This window comes from Pseudomonas sp. B21-019, from assembly GCF_024749225.1.
GTDB lineage: Bacteria > Pseudomonadota > Gammaproteobacteria > Pseudomonadales > Pseudomonadaceae > Aquipseudomonas.
The window spans coordinates 449,891-471,608 of record NZ_CP087193.1 but is presented as its reverse complement, the minus strand read 5'-3'; the positions used below and the strand labels follow the sequence as shown (position 1 = coordinate 471,608).

Genomic DNA, 21,718 nt, shown 5'->3' with positions numbered 1-21,718 from the left:
GCGTGCTATCCCTAGCAGAATGCTCGGACATTCTGCTGGAGATGGCCGTTGAAAGCCCTCGACGAACTGACCTTCGACAATCGCTTCGCCCGCCTGGGCGACGCGTTCTCAACTCATGTACTGCCTGAGCCCATTGCGTCTCCGCGACTGGTGGTCGCCAGCCCCGCCGCCATGGCGCTGCTGGACCTGGATCCGGCCGAGGCCGAAACGCCAGTGTTCGCCGAGCTGTTCGGCGGCCACAAGCTGTGGGCCGAAGCCGAGCCGCGGGCGATGGTCTATTCCGGGCATCAGTTCGGCTCCTATAACCCGCAGTTGGGCGACGGGCGCGGCCTGTTGCTGGGCGAGGTTTATAACGAAGCCGGCGAGCATTGGGACCTGCACCTCAAGGGTGCCGGTCAGACGCCTTACTCACGCATGGGCGATGGACGCGCGGTGCTGCGCTCCTCGATCCGCGAATTTCTTGCCTCCGAAGCCCTGCATGCCCTGAACATCCCCACCACGCGCGCATTGTGCGTGATCGGCTCCGACACGCCGGTCTGGCGTGAGAAACAGGAACGCGCGGCCATGGTCCTGCGCCTGTCGCCGAGCCATGTGCGCTTCGGGCATTTCGAATTTTTCTACTACACCAAGCGCCCCGAGCAGCAGAAAGAACTCGGCCAGCACGTGCTGGCCATGCACTTCCCGCACTGCCTGGAACAGCCGGAACCGTACCTGGCGATGTTCCGCGAAATCGTCGAGCGTAATGCCGAACTGATCGCCAAATGGCAGGCCTATGGGTTCTGCCACGGCGTGATGAACACCGACAACATGTCGATCCTCGGCATCACTTTCGACTTCGGCCCGTTTGCCTTCCTCGACGACTTCGACGCCCACTTCATCTGCAACCACTCCGATGACCAGGGCCGCTACTCCTTCAGCAACCAGGTACCGATCGGCCAGTGGAACCTCAGCGCCCTCGCCCAGGCCCTGACACCGTTCATCAGCGTCGAAGCCCTGCGCGAGACCCTCGGCCTGTACCTGCCACTGTTCCAGGCCCACTACCTGGACCTGATGCGCCGCCGCCTCGGCCTTACTACCGCCGAAGACGACGACCAGAAACTGCTGGAGCAGCTGCTGCAACTGATGCAGAACAGCGGCGTCGATTACAGCCTGTTCTTCCGCCGCCTGGGCGATGAATCACCCGAACTGGCCGTCGCCCGCCTGCGTGATGACTTCGTCGACATCAAGGGCTTCGATGCCTGGGGTGAGCGCTACAGTGCCCGAGTTGCCCGTGAAGGTGAGGCTGATCAGGAGCTGCGCCGCGAACGGATGCATGCGGTGAATCCGCTGTACATTCTGCGCAATTACCTGGCGCAGAAAGCCATCGATGCAGCGGAAAGCGGCGACTATTCAGAAGTTCGTCGACTGCACGCGGTACTGAGCAATCCGTTCGAGGAGCAGCCGGGGATGGAAAGTTATGCCGAGCGGCCACCTGAATGGGGCAAGCATCTGGAGATCAGTTGTTCGTCGTGAGACTGAACAACACTGAATATTCAGACGGGTACTCGCCGGCGCTTTTGGTCATAGGCTTCGATATGGTCGCCTATGATCTCCACCAGGTTTTCCAATGGATGTAATTCATCGCCGTCCATCATTGCTAGCAACTCGTACCGCGACTCAGCCAGCAGGTTGTACTCAGCTTCCGATTCAGGTCGCTTTAACAACCAGGCTACAAATGGCCAATGTTCAATGGCTTGCTTAACGATATCGCTCATTATTGCTCCCTATTAGTGGCGCTTCGGTCTTGCTGCGTGAAGATACGGATCAAGACTAAGAGTTGAATCGCTCGCAGCCAATCAGTCGGGGACACCATTACTCGTAGGGGGTATCTCTAACCAAGGAAGGCTATTGCCTACAAACTCCCACCTTGATAAACATCATTTCCGACTCCAGATCAGTTCCATAGATTGCCTACTCATCCGGAACCCGATCATGACCGACCCACTCCTCATCCCCTGCCCCCACTGCAACGGCCTGAACCGCATCCCCGCCGAGCGCCTCAACGATCATCCAAAGTGCGGCCGCTGCAAGGCCGAGGTCTTGTTGAACAAGCCGTTCGAATTGAAGCAAGGCGATTACGCCAGTCAGATCAAGGGTGACCTGCCGTTGCTGGTGGATGTATGGGCGGATTGGTGCGGGCCGTGCAAATCGTTTGCGCCGGTGTTCGAGCAGGCGGCGGGGCAATTGGCGGGCAAGTGTCGGCTGGCCAAGCTGGACAGTGAGGCGAATCAACAGTTGTCGGCGCAGCTGGGGATTCGCTCGATCCCGAGCCTGATTCTGTTCAAGAACGGCCGGGAAGTGGCTCGCCAAAGCGGGGCCTTCCCGTTACCGCAGTTGATGAGCTGGTTGCGCAGTCAGGGGATCTGATTGCCTTTCAGGCATTTTCCAACAGGTTGTGCAGTTCGACGAATTGCTGGGTCAGCTTGTGCCGCGGGTCGAGGTGGATCAGCGGCGTGTTGGCCTGATGGGATTCGCGCATGCGCACCGAACTGGCCAGGTACACCGGCAGCACCGGCAGCCCTTCGGCGATCAGTTCGTCGAGGATTTGCTGGGGCAGGCTGGCGCGAGCCTGGAACTGGTTGACGACAATGCCTTCGACTTCCAGCCCTTCATTGTGGTCGTCCTTCAACTCTTCGATTTCCGCCAACAGCCCATACAACGCCTGGCGCGAGAAGCTGTCGCAGTCGAAGGGGATCAGCACACGATCAGCGGCGATCAAGGCCGAGACGGCATAGAAATTCAGCGCCGGCGGGGTGTCGAGGTAGATCCGGTCGTAATCGCCGTCCAGCTCCTCGAGCAATTTGCGCAGCTTGTTGATCTTGTGTTTGGCCTCAAGCTTGGGCTGCAAGTCTGCCAGCTCGGCGGTGGCAGTGATGACGTGAAGGTTGTCGAACGGAGTTTCGTAGATGTCGACCTGACCTTTCTTCGAGAACGGCCCGGAGGAAAGGGTCTGCTTGAAGAAGTCGGCGATACCCATCGGGATATCCTCACCGGTGAGCCCCGTCAGGTATTGAGTGGAGTTGGCCTGGGCATCGAGATCCACCAATAACGTGCGATAGCCTTCGCTGGCGCTGACCGCCGCCAGATTGCAGGCAATGCTTGATTTGCCCACGCCACCTTTCTGATTGAACACCACGCGCCGCATGTCTAAACCTCCGTGTATCAAAGAATGACCGAGTGTAGTGGTCCACATCGCTGCTTAGCTACCTCGCCAGCATCTAGACTACACAGTCATAGGCAAATCTCTGGCCTGAAAAGCTGCCAACTCGTCCATTGATAGCCGACAGTGCCGACAGACATGTCCGCCGCATTGTGGATAATGGCAAAACGACAGCTTTTCGCGAACCAGACGGTACATTTCGTTGCGCAAAATGTAACCAGCATTTGCTACACGCCCGCAGCACCGGGATAATGCGCGCCACTCGGCGTTAAGCGCCACGTCAGGTCAGCCGCGGTTCTTGCGACTCACCGCGTTAAAGGAAGCCCGCAGGGGCGGGATGAATGTCTGTGATCAACTTCAACATCGCCCAATGGCGCGCTTGGGCCCCTGGGCTTGAAAGCGTGGATGATTGGCAGGCCTGGAGCCGACAACCGGTCGTGCTCGAGCCCAGCGATGCCGCCCCGGATGTGTCGTTTCTGCCGGCCATGCAGCGTCGGAGACTCAGCCGTCTGGCGCGGATGGCGTTCAGTGTCGGCTGGCCCTTGGCCGATGGTCATCCGGATTTACCGTTGGTCTTTATTTCTCGCCACGGCGAAACCCCGCGCACCTTCGAAATTCTCAGCGATCTGGCGACCGACCAACCGTTATCGCCCACCCAGTTCAGCCTCTCGGTGCACAACGCGGTCATCGGCCTGTGGTCGATCATGCGTGGCGAAACCAGCGAAATGACCGCCCTCGCCGCCGCCGGCGATGGCCTTGAACACGGCATGCTAGAGGCCGCGGCGCTGCTTGAGGAAGGCGCGCCCGCGGTACTGCTGATCGTCACCGAAGAGCAACCGCCCGCCGCCTACTCGGCCTGGATCGATGATGTGCCATTCCCTTACGCAGTCGGCCTGTTGATCACCCCCGGCAATCAGTGGCAACTGTCGCTGAACAGCGCCCCGCACACGTTGTCCAAAGCCCGCTGGCCCCATGCCCTGAATCTGTTGCATACGCTGCTCGGCCAGCAGACTACCTGCCAACATGTCTGGAAAAATCGTGTATGGACCTGGCAACGCAACCCGTAACCGATAAAAACCGCGACGCCTACTACTGGCGCCTGCTGGCCACCGCCGCAAGCTTTACCCTGTTCGGGTTGAGCAGCCTGTGCCTGCGACTGGTGGTGTTCCCGCTGTTGAACTGCCTGCCAGGAGACGCTCAGGTCCATCGTCAGCGCGCGCGACATACGGTCAGTCGGTGTTTCTGGTTTTTCATTCAGTTCATGGCACGCAGTGGCGTGCTGACCTATGACATTCAGGGGGCGGAAAAGCTCGGGCGCCCAGGCCAAATGATCGTCGCCAACCACCCCTCGCTGATCGATGTGGTGTTTTTGATCGGCCTGGTGCGCCACGCCAACTGCGTGGTCAAGAAAAGCCTCTGGGAAAACCCGTTCACTCGCGGTCCGCTACGCTGTACCGAATACATCAGCAACGATGGCAGCATGGACATGCTCGACGCCGCTGCCGATGCGCTGAAAAGCGGTCAGACCCTGATCATCTTTCCCGAGGGCACCCGGACCCGACCCGGCCAACCGCCGGCCTTTCATCGGGGGGCGGCGGCAATCGCGCTGCGCGGTGCGAGAATCCTCACCCCGGTGATTATCAAGGTCAACCCGACCACATTGACCAAGGCCGAACCCTGGTATCGGATCCCCAAACGCCGCGTGCACTTCAGTTTTCGCGTCGGGGCCGATATAGACCCACAGGCCTTCGCTACGCAAGGCCCTGCACCCCAGGCCTCGCGAAAGCTCAACGACTATTTGCATTCTTACTTTATCAAGGAGCTCGCCGAAGATGAGCGATCAGAACACCGTTAGCCTGATGCAGGAAATCAAAGAGCTGATCATCGAAGCCCTGGGCCTCGAAGACATCAGCGTCGACGACATCGGCGACAACCAGACGCTGTTCGGCGAAGGCCTGGGCCTGGACTCGGTAGACGCACTGGAACTCGGCCTGGCGATCCAGAAAAAGTACGGTATCAAAATCGATGCCGACGCCAAGGACACCCGTAATCACTTCAGCAACGTGGCGAGCCTTGCGGCGTTCGTCACTGCAAAACAGGCAGCTTGAGACCGGACCATGCAAACTCGTGACGATATTTTCAACACCCTGCGCGATGCTCTGGTCGAACTCTTCGAGCTGGACCCCGAGCGCATCAGCCTGGAATCCAACCTGTACCAGGATCTGGAAATCGACAGCATCGATGCGGTCGACCTGATCGATCACATCAAACGCCAGACCGGCAAGAAAATCGCCGCCGAAGAATTCAAATCGGTGCGTACCGTCAGCGACGTGGTCGAGGCGGTCTACCGTCTGGTTCAGCCCGCCGCATGAGCCGACTGATCGGCCTTGGCCTGCTGCTCGCAGGCCTGCTGTACCCCTTTGCGGTGTATTTCGGCATGGAGCATTTTGCCCCGTGGCAGTTCGGTCTGCTGCTGGGCAGCCTGTGGCTGGCGCGAGCGCTGACCGGCGAACGGCGCCCCGGCAGCCTGTGGATGTCCACGGTCGCCATCGCGTTCTGCCTGCTGCTGGCAGCGTTCGACAGCCCGGTGCTGCTGCGCTGGTACCCAGTGCTGATCAGCGCGTTCATGCTGGTGCTGTTCGGTCTTAGCCTGAAATACGGCCCGCCGATGGTCGAACGCCTGGCCCGCCTGCGAGAACCGGAATTACCGCCCAGGGCCATTCGCTACACCCGCCAGGTGACCATTGCCTGGAGCGTGTTTTTTCTTTGCAACGGTTTGTGCGCCGCCGCCCTGACCCTTTGGGCGCCGCTGAGCTGGTGGATGTTGTACACCGGCCTGATCTCCTATGGATTGATCGGCCTGATGTTTGCCATTGAATGGCTGATACGACAACGGGTACGAGGCCACCCATGAATTGGATAAAACTTGAGCAACTGCTGCTCAAGGCTCAGCCGGAGCGTGCCGTGACGGCGGAGCCGGCGTTGAATCACGCGCAATTGTGCGACCGGGCCCTGAGCCTGGCTGCCGGCCTGCAAGCCCAGGGTGTGCAGCGCATCGCCGTGCACCTTGAAGACGCCGCCGACCTGGCCATTGCCCTGCTCGGCGCCTGGCGTGCCGGGGTCAGCGTACTGCTGCCCGCCGACCTGCAAGCGCAGACGCGCCAGCGCTGGTCGACCGAGGTCGATCTGTGGCTGACCGATCAGGCCGACGATGCACACCTGAGCGATTATCGGCATCCGCCGCTGCCAGCCCACCCGCTGGACCTGGATCGTTGTCAGCTGAGCCTGTGCACCTCCGGCTCCAGCGGCGAACCCAAGCGCATCGACAAAACCCTGCGCCAACTGGCCAATGAAGTCGAAGCGCTGGAGCAATTGTGGGGCGCAGATCTGGGCGAAGCCTGCATCATCGGCAGCGTCGCCACCCAGCACATCTACGGCTTGCTGTTTCGGGTGCTGTGGCCGCTGTGCGCCGGGCGTTCGTTCGTGCGCAAGCAACTGGCTTTCCCGGAAGACTTGCAACGCGCCAGCCGTGAACACCCGGCCTTCGCCTGGGTCGCCAGCCCGGCATTGCTCAAGCGCATGGGCGACAACCTCGACTGGCCAGCGCTGAGCGCAGTGCGCCGAGTGTTCTCCTCCGGTGGCGCGTTACCCGCCGAAGCCTCGCAAAGCCTTTACGAACGCCTGCAACAATGGCCGACCGAGATCCTCGGCAGCTCGGAAACCGGTGGCATCGCCTGGCGTCAGGGTCAGGCTCTCTGGCAGCCCTTCGCCGGCGTGGAGCTGAGCCAGGACAGCGATGGCGCCCTGCTTATCGCATCGCCATACCTGCCGGCAGGTCATATCGAACACACCGCCGATGCCGCGCGCATCGCCGCCGACGGCCGTTTCGAGCTGTTGGGGCGGCTGGACCGGATCGTCAAACTGGAAGAAAAACGTATCTCGCTACCCATGCTCGAACACGCGCTGATGGCGCACGCCTGGGTCGCCGAAGCCCGCCTGGGAGTGGTTCAGGAAAACCGCGCCTCATTGGGGGCGCTGCTGGTGCTCAGCGAGCGAGGTATGCACGCGTTGCGCAATCAGGGACGACGCAGCCTCACGCAAGCGTTGCGTCAGCATCTGAGCCAGCACTGTGAAACGCTGGCCCTGCCACGACGCTGGCGCCTGTTGCGGCAGTTGCCGCTGAACGCGCAGGGCAAACTGCCCCAGGCTGAGGTTGAAGCCTTGCTGCTGGCGCCCCGCCCAAAGGCGCCGCAAGTGCTGGAGCAGGTCGAAGCCGATGGTGAGTGGAGCCTGCAACTGGCCGTCCCGCCGGACCTGGCGTATTTCAGCGGACACTTTCCCCGGGCCCCGGTATTGCCCGGCGTGGTGCAAGTGGAGTGGGCAATGAGCCTGGGCCAGCAATTGATGGACCTGCCGGCAAAGTTCGCCGGCATGGAAGTGCTGAAATTCCAGCAACTGGTACGCCCTGGCGATGAAATCCAGTTGCACCTGCGCTTCGACCCGGCGCGCGGCAAATTGTATTTCGCCTATCGCAACGAAACCGCCACCTGCTCCAGCGGGCGGATTTTGCTGGAGGCTACCGGCGATGCATAACCCCTGCGCCGTAATCCCGGTCTACAACCACGAAACCGCAATCACTGCCGTGGTCGATGCGCTGCTTGCCTGTGACCTGCCATGCATTCTGGTGGACGATGCCAGCAGCCCCGCCTGCGCCAAGGTACTCGACCAACTGGCGCAGCGCGACCGGGTTTATCTGATCCGGCTCACCGTCAATCAGGGCAAGGGCGGCGCAGTGATGACCGGTCTGCGGGAAGCTTCGCGCCTGGGTTTCAGCCATGCCCTGCAGGTAGACGCCGACGGCCAGCACGACCTGCAAGACGTCAAAGTCTTCATCGAATACTCACGCAACCATCCTGGGGCGGTGATCTGTGGCTATCCGCAATACGACGCCAGCGTGCCGAAAGGTCGTTTGTACGCGCGCTACCTGACTCACGTCATGGTCTGGATCAACACCCTGTCGCTGCAGATTCGCGACTCGATGTGCGGCTTCCGTGTCTATCCATTACCGCCAACCCTGGCACTGATCGACTCGGCCAGAATCGGCAAGCGCATGGACTTCGACTCCGACATCCTGGTGCGCCTGGCCTGGCGCAATCTGCCGATGCAATGGCTGAAAACCAGGGTCCATTACCCGCTGGATGGCGTTTCACATTTCCGTCTGTTCTACGACAACGTACTGATTACGAGCATGCACACCCGGCTGTTCTTCGGCATGTTGCTGCGGGCACCGGTGATCCTCTGGCGACGGTGGCGAGCATGAGCGACAACGTAGACAAACAGCACTGGGCCGATCGCCAGGAGCGTGGCAGTTTCTGGCTGATGAAGTTCACCGCATTCTGCGCAAAGGTCCTGGGCCGACGCCTGCTGAGCCCACTGCTGTACGGCATCGTGCTGTACTTTTTCCTGTTCGGACGCAGCGCCCGCCAAAGCGCCTGGCAATACCAGCAGCGGCTCGCCGACTGGAGCGGGCGCAGCGAATTGCGTCCGACCCATTGGCGGGTGTTCGGCCAGTTCATGGCCTTCGCCGATTCCATGCTCGACAAACTCGACGTGTGGAACGGCAAGCTGAGCATCGAGCAGATCGAAATCATCGACCCGGCGCTGCTGCGCAATAAACTGCGCGGCACACGCGGGCAGATGCTGGTGGGCACGCATCTGGGCAATCTCGAGGTTTGCCGGGCACTGGCCGAGATCGGCGAGAAAGTCACCATGAACGTGCTGGTGCACACCAAGCACGCCGAGCAGTTCAACCGCCTGCTGGGCGAAGCCGGGGCAACCAATCTGCGGCTGATCCAGGTCAGCGAGCTCGACCCGGTGATCATGCTGCAACTGCATGAGCGCCTGGAGCGCGGCGAGTGGCTGGCAATTGCCGGCGACCGCGTACCGCTGCATGGCGGGCGTAGCGTGACGGTGGACTTTCTCGGTCATCAGGCAGCCTTCCCTCAGGGCCCTTGGCTATTGGCCGGTCTGCTGAAATGCCCGGTCAATCTGCTGCTGTGCCTGAAGAAACCCACGGGCGACTATCGACTGACCCTCGAACCGTTCACCGAGGCGGTGGTATGGAAACGCAGCGAGCGCGAACAGGTCATTCATCAGTGGGCCTCCCGCTACGCCGAACGTCTGGGTCACTATTGCCTCGAAGCGCCCCAACAATGGTTCAACTTTTACCCTTTCTGGAAGACCGATGACGACGCCAACGCTTGAGCCGGTAACCTTCGGCGAACTCCCTTTGTGCATCGAAGACGTGCTGGCCCTGGCTAACCGTCAGGTGCCAACGCAGTTGCAGGGCGACCCCGAGTTTCGCCAGCGCATTGCCAAGGGCCCGCAGTTCCTTGACTCCCTGCTGGACAAGGAAGGTGTGATCTATGGCGTGACCACCGGTTATGGCGATTCCTGCGTGGTGGCGGTGCCGCTGCATCACGTCGAGGCGTTGCCCCGTCATCTGTACACGTTCCACGGCTGCGGCCTGGGCAAACTGCTCGACGCCCAGGCCACCCGCGCGGTGCTGGCGGCGCGTTTGCAGTCGCTGTGCCAGGGCGTGTCCGGGGTACGCGTGGAATTGCTGGAGCGCCTGCAAGCGTTCCTCGAACACGACATCCTGCCGCTGATTCCGGAAGAAGGTTCCGTGGGCGCCAGCGGTGATCTGACGCCGCTGTCCTACGTCGCCGCAACCTTGTCCGGCGAGCGCGAAGTGATGTTCCGCGGCGAACGCCGACAAGCTGCCGATGTGCACCGCGAACTGGGTTGGCAGCCGCTGGTATTGCGCCCCAAGGAAGCCCTGGCGTTGATGAACGGCACCGCCGTGATGACCGGCCTTGCGTGCCTGGCTTACGCCCGTGCCGATTACCTGCTGCAGCTGGCCACGCGCATCACCGCGCTGAACGTGGTCGCTTTGCAGGGCAACCCGGAGCACTTCGACGAGCGCCTGTTCGCCGCCAAACCCCATCCAGGGCAGATGCAAGTCGCCGCGTGGTTGCGCAAGGATCTGGCGATCGACGCGCCGACCGCGCCGCTGCATCGCCTGCAAGATCGTTACTCCCTGCGTTGCGCGCCACACGTGCTCGGTGTGCTGGCCGACAGCCTGAACTGGCTGCGCTCGTTCATCGAGATCGAACTCAACAGCGCCAACGACAACCCGATCATCGACGCTGAAGCCGAACGCGTGCTGCACGGCGGGCACTTCTACGGCGGCCACATCGCGTTCGCCATGGACAGCCTGAAAAACCTGGTGGCCAACGTCGCCGACTTGCTCGACCGTCAGCTCGCGCTGCTGGTGGACGAACGCTACAACCATGGCTTGCCGAGCAACCTGTCCGGCGCCACTGCCGACCGTGCGATGCTCAACCACGGCTTCAAGGCCGTGCAGATCGGCACCAGCGCCTGGACCGCCGAAGCCCTGAAAAACACCATGCCGGCCAGCGTCTTCTCGCGCTCCACCGAGTGCCACAACCAGGACAAAGTCAGCATGGGCACCATCGCCGCCCGCGACGCCATCCGCGTGCTGGAGCTGACCGAACAGGTTGCCGCCGCCACGCTGCTGGCCGCCAATCAAGGCGTGTGGCTGCGCGGCCAGGCTGAAGACGCGCGCCCACTGCCGCCGGCCCTGGCCGCGATGCACGAAGAATTGGCCAAGGACTTCCCGCCAGTCATCGAAGACCGTGCCCTGGAAGGCGAATTGCGCCTGTGCCTGCAACGCATCGCCGAGCAACACTGGAGGCTGCATGCGTAGCAAGGGAGTGCTTCACACCGATACGGAAATCCTCGTCCCGTTCTTTGACGTCGACACCATGAACGTGGTCTGGCACGGCCATTACGTCAAATACCTGGAAGTCGCCCGCTGTGCGCTGCTGGACAGGATCGGCCACAACTACGACGCCATGGTTGCGTCGGGTTACGCATGGCCGGTGATCGATTTGCAGTTGCGCTATGTGCGCGGCGCCGTGTTCGGCCAGAAGCTGAATGTGCGCGCCAGCCTGGTGGAATGGGAGAACCGACTGAAGATCAATTACCTGATCAGCGATCTAGCAACCGGCGAACGTCTGACCCGCGCTGTTTCAGTGCAGGTTGCCGTCGACATGAGCAGCCGCGAAATGCAGTTGGCTTCGCCCAAGGTGTTTACCGACGCGGTTGAAGGGGTGCTGCCATGAATTTGCGATTCCTTTGTAGCAGCTGGCGAAGCCTGCGTTCGACTGCGCAGCAGTCGCCACCGGATATGCCTGAACGACGGCTTCGCCGCCGGACGCAGCCTCGCAGGCTCGGCAGCTGCTACGGGATTGGTGTGAGCTTGATATTGATGCTGGGCTTTTCTTCGTTGGCCCAGGCCTTCGATCTGCAGCAACTGAGCGATCAACTGGCCAAACCCGATGTGATCCACGGCAACTTCATCCAGGAAAAACACCTGCGTGCCCTGCCCCAGCCGCTGACCAGCAAGGGCACCTTCGTTCTGGCGAAGAGTCACGGCTTGCTCTGGCTGCTGAAAACACCGCTGCAACAGGACTACCGCATCAGCGACAAGGGCATTGCCCGGCGGGATGCCAGCGGCTGGCAAATGCTGCCGAACAAGAGTGCCGGCGCCGAACAGAACCGTTTGTTCCTCGCCGTGCTGCAAGGCGACAGCAGTGGCCTGCAACGGGATTTCGAGCTGTCGCTGAGCGGCGATGCGCAGAACTGGAAACTGACCCTGACCCCGCGTTCGATGCTGCTCAAGCAGGTGTTCAATCAGATCAACATTGACGGCGGCGAACTGGTGCACAACATCGAGCTGCTCGAAACCCAGGGTGACCGAACCCTGTTGCGCATGCAGGACAGCACCAGCGCCCAACCTTTGAGCGATGCGGAGCAACATGACTTTGCCGAGTGAACGGACGCTGCCACGGCTGTTTCTGATCCTGCTGCTGGCGGTGCTCGCGCTTGCCGGTTGGCAGTGGCGCGATGGCGCTCCACTGTCCGCCAACCTGATGGAACTGGTGCCAGGTACCGCGCCGGACGCGCTGGAACTGCGCGCCGAACAACGCATGCAAGAACCGCTGAACCGGGAAATGCTGGTGCTGGTCGGCCATAAAAACCGTCAGCAAGCCATCGCCATGGCGCAAAAAATCGGTGAGCAGTGGCAGGCCAGCGGCGTGTTCGAAAAGGTCCAGTGGAACCTGCAAGCCGACTTGCCGGCGCTGCGCACGCAATTGCTGCAAGGCCGACTGGCGATGCTGTCCGCGGCCGACCGCCAGCAACTCATCGAGCACCCCGACGCCTTTATCCAGCAACGGGTGCAAGCCCTGTTCGATCCCTTCACCGGGTTCAGCCTGGTGCCGAGCCAGGATGACTGGCTCGGCCTGACCGGGCGCATCCAGAACAGCCAGCCACAGCGCGGCTCGGTGCAGTTGGACATCGGCAGCGGCGTGCTGGTCGCCGATGCCGACGGCAAGAGCTGGGTGATGCTGCGGGCGCGAACCGTCGGCAACGCATTCGACATGAACCTGCCGCTGCAAGTGGCCGACCTGCTCCAGCACAGTCGCGAAGAAGCCGCCCAGGCGGATGTACAACTGCTCGCTGCCAGCGGCCTGCTGTATGCCGCCAGCGGTCAACGGCAAGCCGCACGCGAGATTACTTGGGTCGGCGGCGGCGCCACGATGGGGATTCTGTTGCTGCTGTTGCTGGCCTTCCGGCGTTGGCGGGTGGTGCTGGCGTTCGTCCCGGTGCTGGTGGGCATGCTGTTCGGCGCGGTGGCCTGCGTGGCGCTGTTCGGTCAGATGCATGTGATGACGCTGGTGCTGGGCTCAAGCCTGATCGGCGTGGCGGTGGATTACCCACTGCATTACCTGTCGAAAAGCTGGAGCCTGAAACCCTGGCACAGCTGGCCGGCGTTGCGCCTGACCCTGCCGGGACTGACGCTGAGCCTGATCACCAGTTGCATCGGCTACCTGGCCCTGGCCTGGACGCCGTTCCCGGCCCTGACCCAGATTGCCGTGTTCTCCGCCGCCGGCCTGCTCGGCGCTTATCTGTCGGCGGTGTGTCTGCTGCCGGCGCTGCTCAAGGGCGTGCAACTGCGTCCGGCGCAATGGCCGATGCGCATTGCCGAGTCTTTGCTGGCGCTGCGTGAATCGCTGCTCAAATACGTACGCACGCCGGTGCTGCTGGCGCTGCTGATCGCCTTCTGTGTCGGCGGTCTGTTGCAGCTGCAGACCAAAAACGACATTCGCCAATGGATCGGCGCACCGCAACAACTGACGGACGAGGCGCAGACCATTGCGCGCGTCACCGGCCATCAACCCACCAGCCAGTTCTTCCTGGTGCGCGCGGCCAATCAGCAGGAGTTGCTCGAACGCCTGACGGCACTGAGCGAGCGTCTGGATCAGTTGGTCAATCTGGAAAAACTCCAGGGCTACCTGTCGCTCAACCAGCTGGTCAGTACGCCGAGCGAACAGCGTAAAGTGCGTGATGCACTGGGCAAGCTGCCGCAATTCTGGCAACCGTTGCTCGACCTTGGCGTGCCTGCTGACGCGCTGCAAGCCGAGCTGGTGAAGTTACAGGCGCTGCCCACCGAAGACATCGACGCGGCGCTGGCCGGCCCATTGGCCGAGCCCTATCGCACCCTGTGGCTGGGGCCGACCGATAACGGCGTGGCCGCGATGGTCAGCCTGCAGGGCTTGAACAATCCAGCGCTGTTGCGGGTCCAGGCGCTGGACTTGCCGGGTGTGCAACTGGTCGACCGCCTCGGCGACCTGAACAAGGTATTCGCCGCAACTCAAATCAGCGCCGCTGAATTGAAACTCGCCTCCTGCGTGTTGATCGTGCTGGTGCTGATCCTGCCCTTCGGTCTCGGCGGCGCGCTGCGAATCGTCTCCCTGCCGCTGCTGGCGGCGTTGTGCAGCCTGGCAAGCCTCGGCTGGCTGGGTCAGCCGCTGACGCTGTTCAGCCTGTTCGGCCTGCTGCTGGTGACAGCCATCAGCGTCGACTACGCGATCCTCATGCGCGAACAGATCGGCGGTGCCGCCGCGAGCCTGTTGGGCACCATGCTGGCAGCCGCAACCACATGGTTGTCGTTTGGCCTGCTGGCGGTATCCAGCACACCGGCGGTGAGCAACTTCGGCCTGTCGGTGAGCCTCGGCCTGGCATACAGCTTCATCCTGGCGCCGTGGGCCGGACGCCAAGTCCATACCGCACCGGTTGCGGAGCCAGCAGCGTGATGGTTGCGGCGTTCTGGGTCATGGCCCTGGTGTTGTTCGCCATGGCCACCCACGTCGGTCGACGTTTCGGTCTGATTCCGATCGTCAGCCAGTTGTTGCTGGCAACCTTCGGCCTGCCGCTGCTGATGTATTTCTGGATCGAACCGGGCTGGCAACTGAGCGGTGCCGACCTGATCTCGCCAGGTTGGCTGAAGAACCTCTACAGCCTGAGCTTTGCCTTGCTGCTGGGGCACATTCTCAGCGACGTGATCGACCTGCGACTGGATCGCCAGAGCCTGAAAATCGCCCTGCCGAGTTTCTGCATTCCATTTGCCTGCGGGCTGGCGACAGCGGTCTGGTTACTGCCGCCACAGCCGTGGATCAGCTCGCTGGCGGTCGGTCTGTTGTTCGCCATCACCGCGATTCCGGTGTTGTACCTGTACCTGCGACACATCAACTACCCGCCCGCCGCCACCCGACGCCTGGTGCAGACCGCGATATTGATCGACCTGACCTGCTGGACCCTGTTCGCGTTCGCCCAGGGCAGCCTGCACCTGAGCAGCCTGTTGCTGCCGCTGGCCAGCGCCTGTCTGCCGTTATTGCTGCGACTGCTCGGGTTGCGCCAACCGTTGCTGCACAGCGGTTGCTTCTTCGCGCTGCTGGTGGTCGCCGAACACTTCAAGCTCAATGCGCTGATTTTCGGCATCGGTTACCTGCTGTGCATGGCTGCGCTCAAGGTGTCGCTGGTACTGCCATTGCCAACGGCGTGGATGAGTCGTTTGCAGACCTGGATCGCCATCCCGTTGATCCTCACGTTCGGCATCGTGCAGATCAACGTGCACAACGCCATCGACAGCCTCGGTGGGGTGCAACTGGCCGCGCTCCTGTTGTTGCCGATCGCCAGCAAGCTGTTGGGCAACTGGCTGGGCCTCGGCTGGGCCGGCGTCTCGTTTGAAGGCGCCAGCCGCTGGCGGGAAAGCCTTTTACTGAATATCCGCGGCTTGAGCGAAATCGTCTTTCTCAACCTGCTGCTGCAACAACAACTCATCAGCCCCGAGCTGTATTTCGCGCTGATGTTGATGGGCCTGGTCGCAACCCTGCTGCCGGCACTCGCCGGCATGCACCGAATCCCTTTGAACATCGCCGCCCCGGCAAGGAGCACCCGTGCCAACAGTTGAAATGGAACGTCGTCAGGTGGTGGTGATCGGTGCCGGCCCCTCGGGCGCCATCGCCGCCGCGCTGCTCAAGCGCAAAGGCCATGATGTGCTGATGATCGAACGCCAGCATTTCCCGCGGTTTTCCATCGGTGAAAGCCTGCTGTCCCACTGCCTGGATTTCGTCGAAGAAGCCGGCATGCTCGAGGCGGTTAATGCGGCCGGTTTCCAGTTGAAGAACGGTGCGGCATTCGCCTGGGGCGATCAGTACAGCACCTTCGATTTCGGCGAGACGTTCAGCAACGGCAAGCCGACGACCTTCCAGGTCCAGCGCGCCGACTTTGACAAGCTGCTGGCCGACCAGGCTGAACTGCAGGGAGTCGACGTCCGTTACGGCGAAGCCATCGTCAGCGTTGATTTCAGCTTGGCGAAACCGCAGCTCGATGTGCTTCGCGAAGATGGCAGCCAATACCGCGTCGAGGCCGATTTCGTGCTCGATGCCAGCGGCTACGGTCGCGTACTGCCACGCTTGCTGGACCTTGAGGCACCGTCGAACTTTCCGGTGCGCCAGGCGGTGTTCACCCACGTCGAAGACTGTATCGACAGCCCGGCTTTCGAACGGGAAAAAATCCTCATTACCACCCATCCGACCCAGCGCGACATCTGGTTCTGGACCATCCCGTTCAGCAACGGTCGTTGCTCGGTGGGCGTAGTGGCCGCCGCCGAACACTTCGCAGGCCGCACCGAGAATCTGGACGACTGCCTGCGCGGCTTTATCGCTGAAACTCCAAGCCTGGCCGGGGTGCTGAACAATGCGGTGTGGGATACCCCCGCGCGAACCATCGGCGGTTATTCGGCCAACGTCAAAACCCTGCATGGCCCTGGCTTCGCCTTATTGGGCAATGCCGCGGAATTTCTCGACCCGGTGTTCTCCTCCGGCGTGACCATCGCCATGCGTTCGGCGAGCATGGCCGCCGGGGTGCTGCACCGCCAACTGCAAGGTGAAAGCGTCGACTGGCAGACCGAATTCGCCGAACCGCTCAAGCGCGGCGTCGACACCTTCCGTTGCTACGTCGAAGGCTGGTACGCAGGGACTTTTCAGGATGTGATTTTCTATCAGGGCGGTACAGAGGATATTCGCCGCATGATCAGCTCGATCCTCGCGGGTTACGCCTGGGATGAACGCAACCCGTTCGTCAGCGAAGCCAAACGTCGACTGCGGATGATCTCAGAGCTTTGCGCAAAGGATGCGACATGAGTTATTTGAGCGACAACTACGTCGAAGAAACCCGTTTCGGTTTCTGGTTCCTGCGCAGCCACACCTGGCAGCACCATGTATTGCGAGTGGCGATCAATGATTTGCGCAGCCTGTTCAGCGAGCCATTGCCCGACAACCCGGTATTGCTCGATGCCGGTTGCGGCCAGGGCAAGTCGTTCCAGTACTTGCGCCAGACCTTCGCGCCCAAGCGCCTGATCGGGCTGGACGCCGACCCTCACAGCCTGAACCTGAGCGGCGAAGAAGCGGTCCGCCAGGGCATTGATGTAGAGCTGATCGGCAGTGACTGCGCCAGCATCAAAGTGCCGGACGCCAGTGTCGATCTGCTGTTCTGTCACCAGACCTTCCATCATCTTGTCGAGCAGGATCAGGCCCTGGCCGAGTTCTATCGGGTGCTCAAGCCGGGCGGTTATCTGCTGTTCGCCGAGTCCACCGAGGCTTACATTGATACGTGGGTGATTCGCTGGTTGTTCCGCCATCCGATGCACGTGCAAAAGAGCGCCGCCGGCTACCTGGAGATGATTCGTCGGCAGGGTTTTGAATTCGGCCCGAAAAACGTGTCTTACCCTTACTTGTGGTGGAGTCGCGCCAAGGATTTCGGCCTGCTCGAACGCTTCGGCTTGCGCCAGCCAAAACCCTTTGGCCAACGGGAAGAAACCCTGGTCAATGTGGTCGCGCGCAAGCCCCTTGAAGAGAGTGTCTGATGATCCGTTTCCTGCTTCTGGGTTGTGTCCTGCTACTGAGCGCCTGTGCCAGCCAGACGCCGCTGCCCGAGCGAACCCCGAACCTGGCGTTGCCACTGCAACTACACATCGAACGGCAGATGGCCGAGCAGCGTCAGGACTGGCTCCTGGTGATCCAGCGTGAAGGCCCGGGCATTCGCTGGTCGATGATGGACCCGTTGGGGATTCCCGTGGCACGACAGAAACTGATCGATGGCCAATGGCAAGCCGACGGTTTGCTACCACCCAATCCGGAAGCCCGGGAGCTGTTCGCCGCCCTGTTGTTTGCATTGACCCCCGAAGGCGAGTTGCACGGCAACTATCCCGCCGCCCGGCAGCATGACGGGCAACGGTCGTTGTCGGCGCGCTGGAACATCCGCTATTCACAACCAAGTCTTTCGCAACCACCGAGCTTTGAATTGAACGTGTCCCAAGGCCCGCATTATCGCGTCACCCCGTTAGGCGAGAACACACCATGACCGCTTACCTGAACGCCCTCGGGGTAATCTGCGCCCTCGGCCGCGACAAGCAGGAAGTCGCCCGCAACCTGTTTGCCGGCGATTGCTCGGGCATACGCAACGAGGCCGGCTGGGTCGCGGAGCGCTCGTTGCCAGTGGCGGCGGTGCGTGGTGAGCTGGCACCGATTCCGGCTGAGTTGGCTCATCAAAGCAGTCGCAACAATCAATTGCTGCTGGAGGCCGCGCTGCAAATTCGCCAAGACATCGAGCAGGCGATCCAGACCTACGGCCGCGACCGTATCGGCGTCATTCTGGGCACCAGCACCTCAGGCATCGACGAAGCCAGCCGCGGCCTGGCCCATTACATCCGCGAACATCACTTCCCGGCTGATTATGACTATCAGCAGCAAGAGCTCGGCGCACCGGCGACGTTTCTCGCCGACTGGCTGCAATTGAGCGGCCCGGCCTATGTGATCTCCACCGCCTGCACCTCCAGCGCCCGCGCTCTGATGAGTGCCCAACGACTGCTCGACCTGGGCATGTGCGATGCCGTGTTGTGCGGTGGTGTCGACAGTTTGTGCAAGCTGACCCTCAATGGCTTCTCAGCCCTGGAAGCGGTGTCCGAGCAGCGCTGCAACCCGTTCTCGGCCAACCGCAACGGTATCAACATCGGCGAAGCCGCAGTGCTGTTTCTGATGAGCAAAACCGCCGGCAGCGGCCAACCGATTGCTTTGCTCGGCAGTGGTGCCAGCTCCGATGCACACCATATTTCCGCGCCGGAGCCCACCGGCCGTGGTGCCCGGCAAGCCATGCACAAAGCCTTGAGCCGCGCAGGCCTGCAACCCCAACAGATCAGCTATCTGAACCTGCACGGCACCGCCACCCAACACAATGACGCCATGGAAAGCCTGGCTGTGACGGCGCTGTTTCCACAAGGCGTGCCTTGCTCATCGACCAAACCGATGACCGGCCATACCCTCGGCGCCGCTGGCGCCCTGGAAGCGGCGTTCTGCTGGTTGAGCCTGAGCGCGGATAACCACGAGCATGCCCTGCCGCCCCATGTCTGGGACGGGCAGCCCGACCCCGAGTTGCCGGCATTGCATTGGGTGACCCCGACCGACCACCTGACGTCCATTGCACCCCGCTACCTGATGAGTAATTCCTTTGCCTTTGGTGGCAATAACGTCAGCCTGATTATCGGAGACGCCCCATGATTACCTGGCCGCTCGCCGAACTGCTGCCCCATGCCGGCGACATGATCCTCATCGATCAGATCCTGTCGTTCGACGACGAGCAGATCTATACCCGACTCACCGTCAAGCCCGGCGGCCTGTTCAATCGCCCCGACGGCAGTCTGCCGGCCTGGGTCGGCATCGAGTTGATGGCCCAGAGCGTCGCCGCTTACGCTGGCTGCCATGCGCGCCAGAAAGGCAATGCGGTGGAACTGGGCTTCCTGCTCGGCAGCCGCAAATTCGAATGCAACGTGGAACACTTCCCTGCCGGCACCGAGCTGACCATCCATGGGATACGCTCGCTGGAAGACGACAACGGCATGGGCGTGTTCGAATGCCACATCACCGCCCCCGGCATCCACGCGACCGCCCGGTTGAACGTGTTCCGCCCGCCTCAAGCCGCTCAATATCTGCATGAATCCCAAGGAGTCGAGTGATGACTGAATCCGTACTGGTCACCGGCTCCAGCCGTGGTATTGGCCGCGCCATCGCATTGCGTCTGGCCCGAGCGGGGCATGACATCGTGCTGCACTGCCGCAACGGCTTGGCGGACGCCGAAGCCGTCAAAGCCGAAGTCGAAGCCCTCGGGCGTAACGCGCGCATCCTGCAATTCGACGTCAGCAACCGCGCCAGCTGCAAAGCCATCCTTGAAGCCGACGTGGAAACTCACGGCGCCTATTACGGCGTGGTACTCAACGCCGGCCTGACCCGCGACGGTGCTTTTCCGGCCCTGAGCGAGGAGGATTGGGATGTGGTGATGCGCACCAACCTCGACGGTTTCTACAACGTGCTGCACCCGGTGATGATGCCGATGATCCGTCGTCGCGCCGCCGGGCGGATTGTCTGCATTACTTCGGTGTCCGGGCTGATCGGCAATCGCGGACAGGTCAATTACAGCGCCTCCAAGGCCGGTCTGATCGGCGCGGCCAAGGCGTTGGCGATTGAGCTGGGCAAGCGCAAAATCACGGTTAACTGTGTCGCACCCGGCCTGATCGACACGGCGATGCTCGATGAAAACGTGCCGGTGGAAGAACTGATGAAAATGATCCCCGCACAACGCATGGGCACCCCGGATGAGGTGGCCAGTGCAGTGAATTTCCTGATGTCGGCGGAAGCTTCGTACATCACCCGGCAGGTTCTGGCCGTCAACGGAGGCCTGTGCTGATGAAGCGCGTCGTCGTCACCGGCATGGCCGGCATCACCTCACTGGGCAGCGACTGGGACACCATCGCCGCCAACTTCGCCGCCAACCGCAGCGGCATTCGTCGCATGCACGAGTGGGATCGCTTTACCGAACTCAATACCCGCCTGGCCGGGCCAATCGACGACTTCCAGGTGCCAGGCCACTGGACGCGCAAGCAGTTGCGCAGCATGGGCCGGGTATCGCGGCTGGCAGTCGGTGCTGCAGAACAGGCCCTGGCGGACGCCGGGCTACTGGGTGATGAGTCGATCAAGGACGGGCGCATGGGCGTGTCCTGCGGCTCGTCCACCGGCAGCACCGACGAGATCAAGGCGTTCGGCAAAATGTTGCTCAATTCGGTGGCCGAAGGCCTGAACGCCAACTCCTACGTGCGGATGATGCCGCACACCACGGCAGCGAATATCAGCATCTTCTTCGGCCTCACCGGCCGACTGATCCCGACCTCCAGTGCCTGCACCAGCGGTAGCCAGGGCATCGGTTACGCCTACGAGTCGATCAAGTTCGGCCGCCTGCCGCTGATGCTCGCCGGCGGCGCCGAAGAGCTGTGCCCGACCGAGGCCATGGTGTTCGATGCGCTCTACGCCACCAGCCTGAAAAACGATGCCCCGCAAACCAGCCCGCGCCCTTACGACAGCGGCCGCGATGGCCTGGTCATCGGTGAGGGCGGCGGCATGCTGGTACTCGAAGAGCTCGAACACGCCCTGGCGCGTGGCGCCCGCATCCACGCCGAGATCGTCGGTTTCGGCAGCAACGCCGACGGCCAGCATGCCACCCGCCCCGAGCTGATCACCATGCGCCGGGCCATGGAGCTGGCTTTGGAAGACGCCGGGCTCGACCCAAGCGCCATCGGCTATGTAAATGGTCACGGTACAGCGACAGAACAGGGTGACATTGCCGAAACACTGGCGACCAACAGTTTGTTCGGCGAACACATGCCGATCAGCTCGCAGAAGAGCTTCCTCGGCCACACCCTGGGAGCCTGCGGCGCGCTGGAGTCCTGGTTCAGCATCGAAATGATGAACCGCGACCTGTACGTGCACACCTTCAACCTCGATGAGGTCGATCCCCAGTGCGGCAAGCTCGATTACCTGCGCGGTGAATTCCGGCAGATGAGCAACCAGTACGTGATGAACAACAACTTCGCATTTGGTGGGGTCAACACCTCGTTGATCTTCCGCCGCTGGTCGTAAACGAGCCACGCAGGGGCGATCATTACCGGGGTTGCGCTGAAAGGGGATTTGGCGAAGGTTCAGT

At 61.9% G+C, this 21,718-nt stretch carries 24 protein-coding genes; 22 read left to right on the top strand and 2 right to left on the bottom strand.

Translation table 11 applies throughout. The features are described 5' to 3' along the window. Positions 1 to 48 precede the first annotated feature (48 nt). The gene (selO, locus tag LOY36_RS02115; RefSeq protein ID WP_258672121.1) at positions 49 to 1,512 is read left to right on the top strand and encodes a protein adenylyltransferase SelO; all 1,464 of its coding nucleotides are present in this window, start codon (positions 49 to 51) and stop codon (positions 1,510 to 1,512) included. A 20-nt stretch (positions 1,513 to 1,532) separates the two neighbouring features. On the opposite strand, the gene LOY36_RS02110 is transcribed toward selO, so the two are convergent. Next, entirely contained in the window at positions 1,533 to 1,754 is a 222-nt protein-coding gene (locus tag LOY36_RS02110) for a hypothetical protein (protein ID WP_258672119.1), read from the bottom strand. 217 nt (positions 1,755 to 1,971) lie between these two features. On the opposite strand from LOY36_RS02110, the gene trxC reads away from it, so the two are divergent. Further along, positions 1,972 to 2,406 (top strand): thioredoxin TrxC, encoded by a 435-nt coding sequence (gene trxC / locus LOY36_RS02105; RefSeq protein WP_030129872.1) that lies wholly within the window; start codon positions 1,972 to 1,974, stop codon positions 2,404 to 2,406. A 7-nt stretch (positions 2,407 to 2,413) separates the two neighbouring features. On the opposite strand, the gene LOY36_RS02100 is transcribed toward trxC, so the two are convergent. Further along, positions 2,414 to 3,184 (bottom strand): ParA family protein, encoded by a 771-nt coding sequence (locus tag LOY36_RS02100; protein ID WP_018928585.1) that lies wholly within the window; start codon positions 3,182 to 3,184, stop codon positions 2,414 to 2,416. 356 nt (positions 3,185 to 3,540) lie between these two features. On the opposite strand from LOY36_RS02100, the gene LOY36_RS02095 reads away from it, so the two are divergent. The 20 genes from LOY36_RS02095 to LOY36_RS02000 all read left to right on the top strand — a co-directional run bounded on the left by LOY36_RS02095 (position 3,541) and on the right by LOY36_RS02000 (position 21,654). After that, positions 3,541 to 4,266 (top strand): beta-ketoacyl synthase chain length factor, encoded by a 726-nt coding sequence (locus LOY36_RS02095; protein WP_258672118.1) that lies wholly within the window; start codon positions 3,541 to 3,543, stop codon positions 4,264 to 4,266. Next, on the top strand, positions 4,242 to 5,054 hold the full coding sequence (locus LOY36_RS02090; protein ID WP_258672117.1) for a 1-acyl-sn-glycerol-3-phosphate acyltransferase: 813 nt from the start codon (positions 4,242 to 4,244) through the stop codon (positions 5,052 to 5,054). Before LOY36_RS02095 ends, LOY36_RS02090 begins: the two co-directional genes overlap by 25 nt. Beyond that, positions 5,032 to 5,307, top strand: a complete 276-nt coding sequence (locus tag LOY36_RS02085; protein ID WP_018928588.1) for a phosphopantetheine-binding protein — start codon at positions 5,032 to 5,034, stop codon at positions 5,305 to 5,307. The genes LOY36_RS02090 and LOY36_RS02085 overlap by 23 nt, the downstream gene beginning before the upstream one ends. Positions 5,308 to 5,316: 9 nt before the next feature. Further along, positions 5,317 to 5,571 carry an acyl carrier protein gene (locus LOY36_RS02080; protein WP_007936741.1) on the top strand — a complete coding sequence of 85 codons (255 nt, stop codon included), beginning with the start codon at positions 5,317 to 5,319 and terminating at the stop codon, positions 5,569 to 5,571. Further along, the gene (locus LOY36_RS02075) at positions 5,568 to 6,113 is read left to right on the top strand and encodes a hypothetical protein (protein ID WP_258672115.1); all 546 of its coding nucleotides are present in this window, start codon (positions 5,568 to 5,570) and stop codon (positions 6,111 to 6,113) included. Before LOY36_RS02080 ends, LOY36_RS02075 begins: the two co-directional genes overlap by 4 nt. Continuing rightward, a complete protein-coding gene (locus tag LOY36_RS02070) occupies positions 6,110 to 7,792 on the top strand; it encodes an acyl-CoA synthetase family protein (protein WP_258672114.1) in 1,683 nt (560 codons plus the stop codon). The genes LOY36_RS02075 and LOY36_RS02070 overlap by 4 nt, the downstream gene beginning before the upstream one ends. Next, entirely contained in the window at positions 7,785 to 8,519 is a 735-nt protein-coding gene (locus LOY36_RS02065) for a glycosyltransferase family 2 protein (protein WP_019650765.1), read from the top strand. Before LOY36_RS02070 ends, LOY36_RS02065 begins: the two co-directional genes overlap by 8 nt. Continuing rightward, positions 8,516 to 9,463 (top strand): glycosyl transferase, encoded by a 948-nt coding sequence (locus LOY36_RS02060; protein ID WP_019650766.1) that lies wholly within the window; start codon positions 8,516 to 8,518, stop codon positions 9,461 to 9,463. The genes LOY36_RS02065 and LOY36_RS02060 overlap by 4 nt, the downstream gene beginning before the upstream one ends. Further along, a complete protein-coding gene (hutH, locus tag LOY36_RS02055) occupies positions 9,444 to 10,988 on the top strand; it encodes a histidine ammonia-lyase (protein ID WP_019650767.1) in 1,545 nt (514 codons plus the stop codon). The genes LOY36_RS02060 and hutH overlap by 20 nt, the downstream gene beginning before the upstream one ends. Continuing rightward, positions 10,981 to 11,406 (top strand): thioesterase family protein, encoded by a 426-nt coding sequence (locus LOY36_RS02050; protein ID WP_258672110.1) that lies wholly within the window; start codon positions 10,981 to 10,983, stop codon positions 11,404 to 11,406. Before hutH ends, LOY36_RS02050 begins: the two co-directional genes overlap by 8 nt. Before the next feature lie 146 nt (positions 11,407 to 11,552). Continuing rightward, positions 11,553 to 12,119 carry an outer membrane lipoprotein carrier protein LolA gene (locus LOY36_RS02045; protein ID WP_258674129.1) on the top strand — a complete coding sequence of 189 codons (567 nt, stop codon included), beginning with the start codon at positions 11,553 to 11,555 and terminating at the stop codon, positions 12,117 to 12,119. Then, the gene (locus LOY36_RS02040) at positions 12,103 to 14,442 is read left to right on the top strand and encodes an MMPL family transporter (RefSeq protein ID WP_258672107.1); all 2,340 of its coding nucleotides are present in this window, start codon (positions 12,103 to 12,105) and stop codon (positions 14,440 to 14,442) included. The genes LOY36_RS02045 and LOY36_RS02040 overlap by 17 nt, the downstream gene beginning before the upstream one ends. After that, on the top strand, positions 14,442 to 15,599 hold the full coding sequence (locus LOY36_RS02035; RefSeq protein ID WP_258672105.1) for a sodium:proton antiporter: 1,158 nt from the start codon (positions 14,442 to 14,444) through the stop codon (positions 15,597 to 15,599). Before LOY36_RS02040 ends, LOY36_RS02035 begins: the two co-directional genes overlap by 1 nt. After that, positions 15,586 to 16,833, top strand: coding sequence for an NAD(P)/FAD-dependent oxidoreductase (locus LOY36_RS02030; protein ID WP_258672103.1), 1,248 nt, complete (start codon positions 15,586 to 15,588; stop codon positions 16,831 to 16,833). The genes LOY36_RS02035 and LOY36_RS02030 overlap by 14 nt, the downstream gene beginning before the upstream one ends. Then, the gene (locus LOY36_RS02025) at positions 16,830 to 17,555 is read left to right on the top strand and encodes a class I SAM-dependent methyltransferase (protein ID WP_258672101.1); all 726 of its coding nucleotides are present in this window, start codon (positions 16,830 to 16,832) and stop codon (positions 17,553 to 17,555) included. The genes LOY36_RS02030 and LOY36_RS02025 overlap by 4 nt, the downstream gene beginning before the upstream one ends. Continuing rightward, positions 17,555 to 18,052: a DUF3261 domain-containing protein gene (locus LOY36_RS02020; protein ID WP_018928600.1), complete on the top strand. Its 498-nt coding sequence runs from the start codon at positions 17,555 to 17,557 to the stop codon at positions 18,050 to 18,052. The genes LOY36_RS02025 and LOY36_RS02020 overlap by 1 nt, the downstream gene beginning before the upstream one ends. After that, on the top strand, positions 18,049 to 19,245 hold the full coding sequence (locus tag LOY36_RS02015; RefSeq protein ID WP_258672099.1) for a beta-ketoacyl-[acyl-carrier-protein] synthase family protein: 1,197 nt from the start codon (positions 18,049 to 18,051) through the stop codon (positions 19,243 to 19,245). The genes LOY36_RS02020 and LOY36_RS02015 overlap by 4 nt, the downstream gene beginning before the upstream one ends. Continuing rightward, a complete protein-coding gene (locus LOY36_RS02010) occupies positions 19,242 to 19,700 on the top strand; it encodes a hotdog family protein (RefSeq protein ID WP_018928602.1) in 459 nt (152 codons plus the stop codon). Before LOY36_RS02015 ends, LOY36_RS02010 begins: the two co-directional genes overlap by 4 nt. After that, entirely contained in the window at positions 19,700 to 20,428 is a 729-nt protein-coding gene (gene fabG / locus LOY36_RS02005) for a 3-oxoacyl-ACP reductase FabG (RefSeq protein ID WP_019650775.1), read from the top strand. Before LOY36_RS02010 ends, fabG begins: the two co-directional genes overlap by 1 nt. After that, a complete protein-coding gene (locus LOY36_RS02000) occupies positions 20,428 to 21,654 on the top strand; it encodes a beta-ketoacyl-ACP synthase (RefSeq protein WP_019581869.1) in 1,227 nt (408 codons plus the stop codon). The genes fabG and LOY36_RS02000 overlap by 1 nt, the downstream gene beginning before the upstream one ends. Positions 21,655 to 21,718 lie beyond the last annotated feature (64 nt).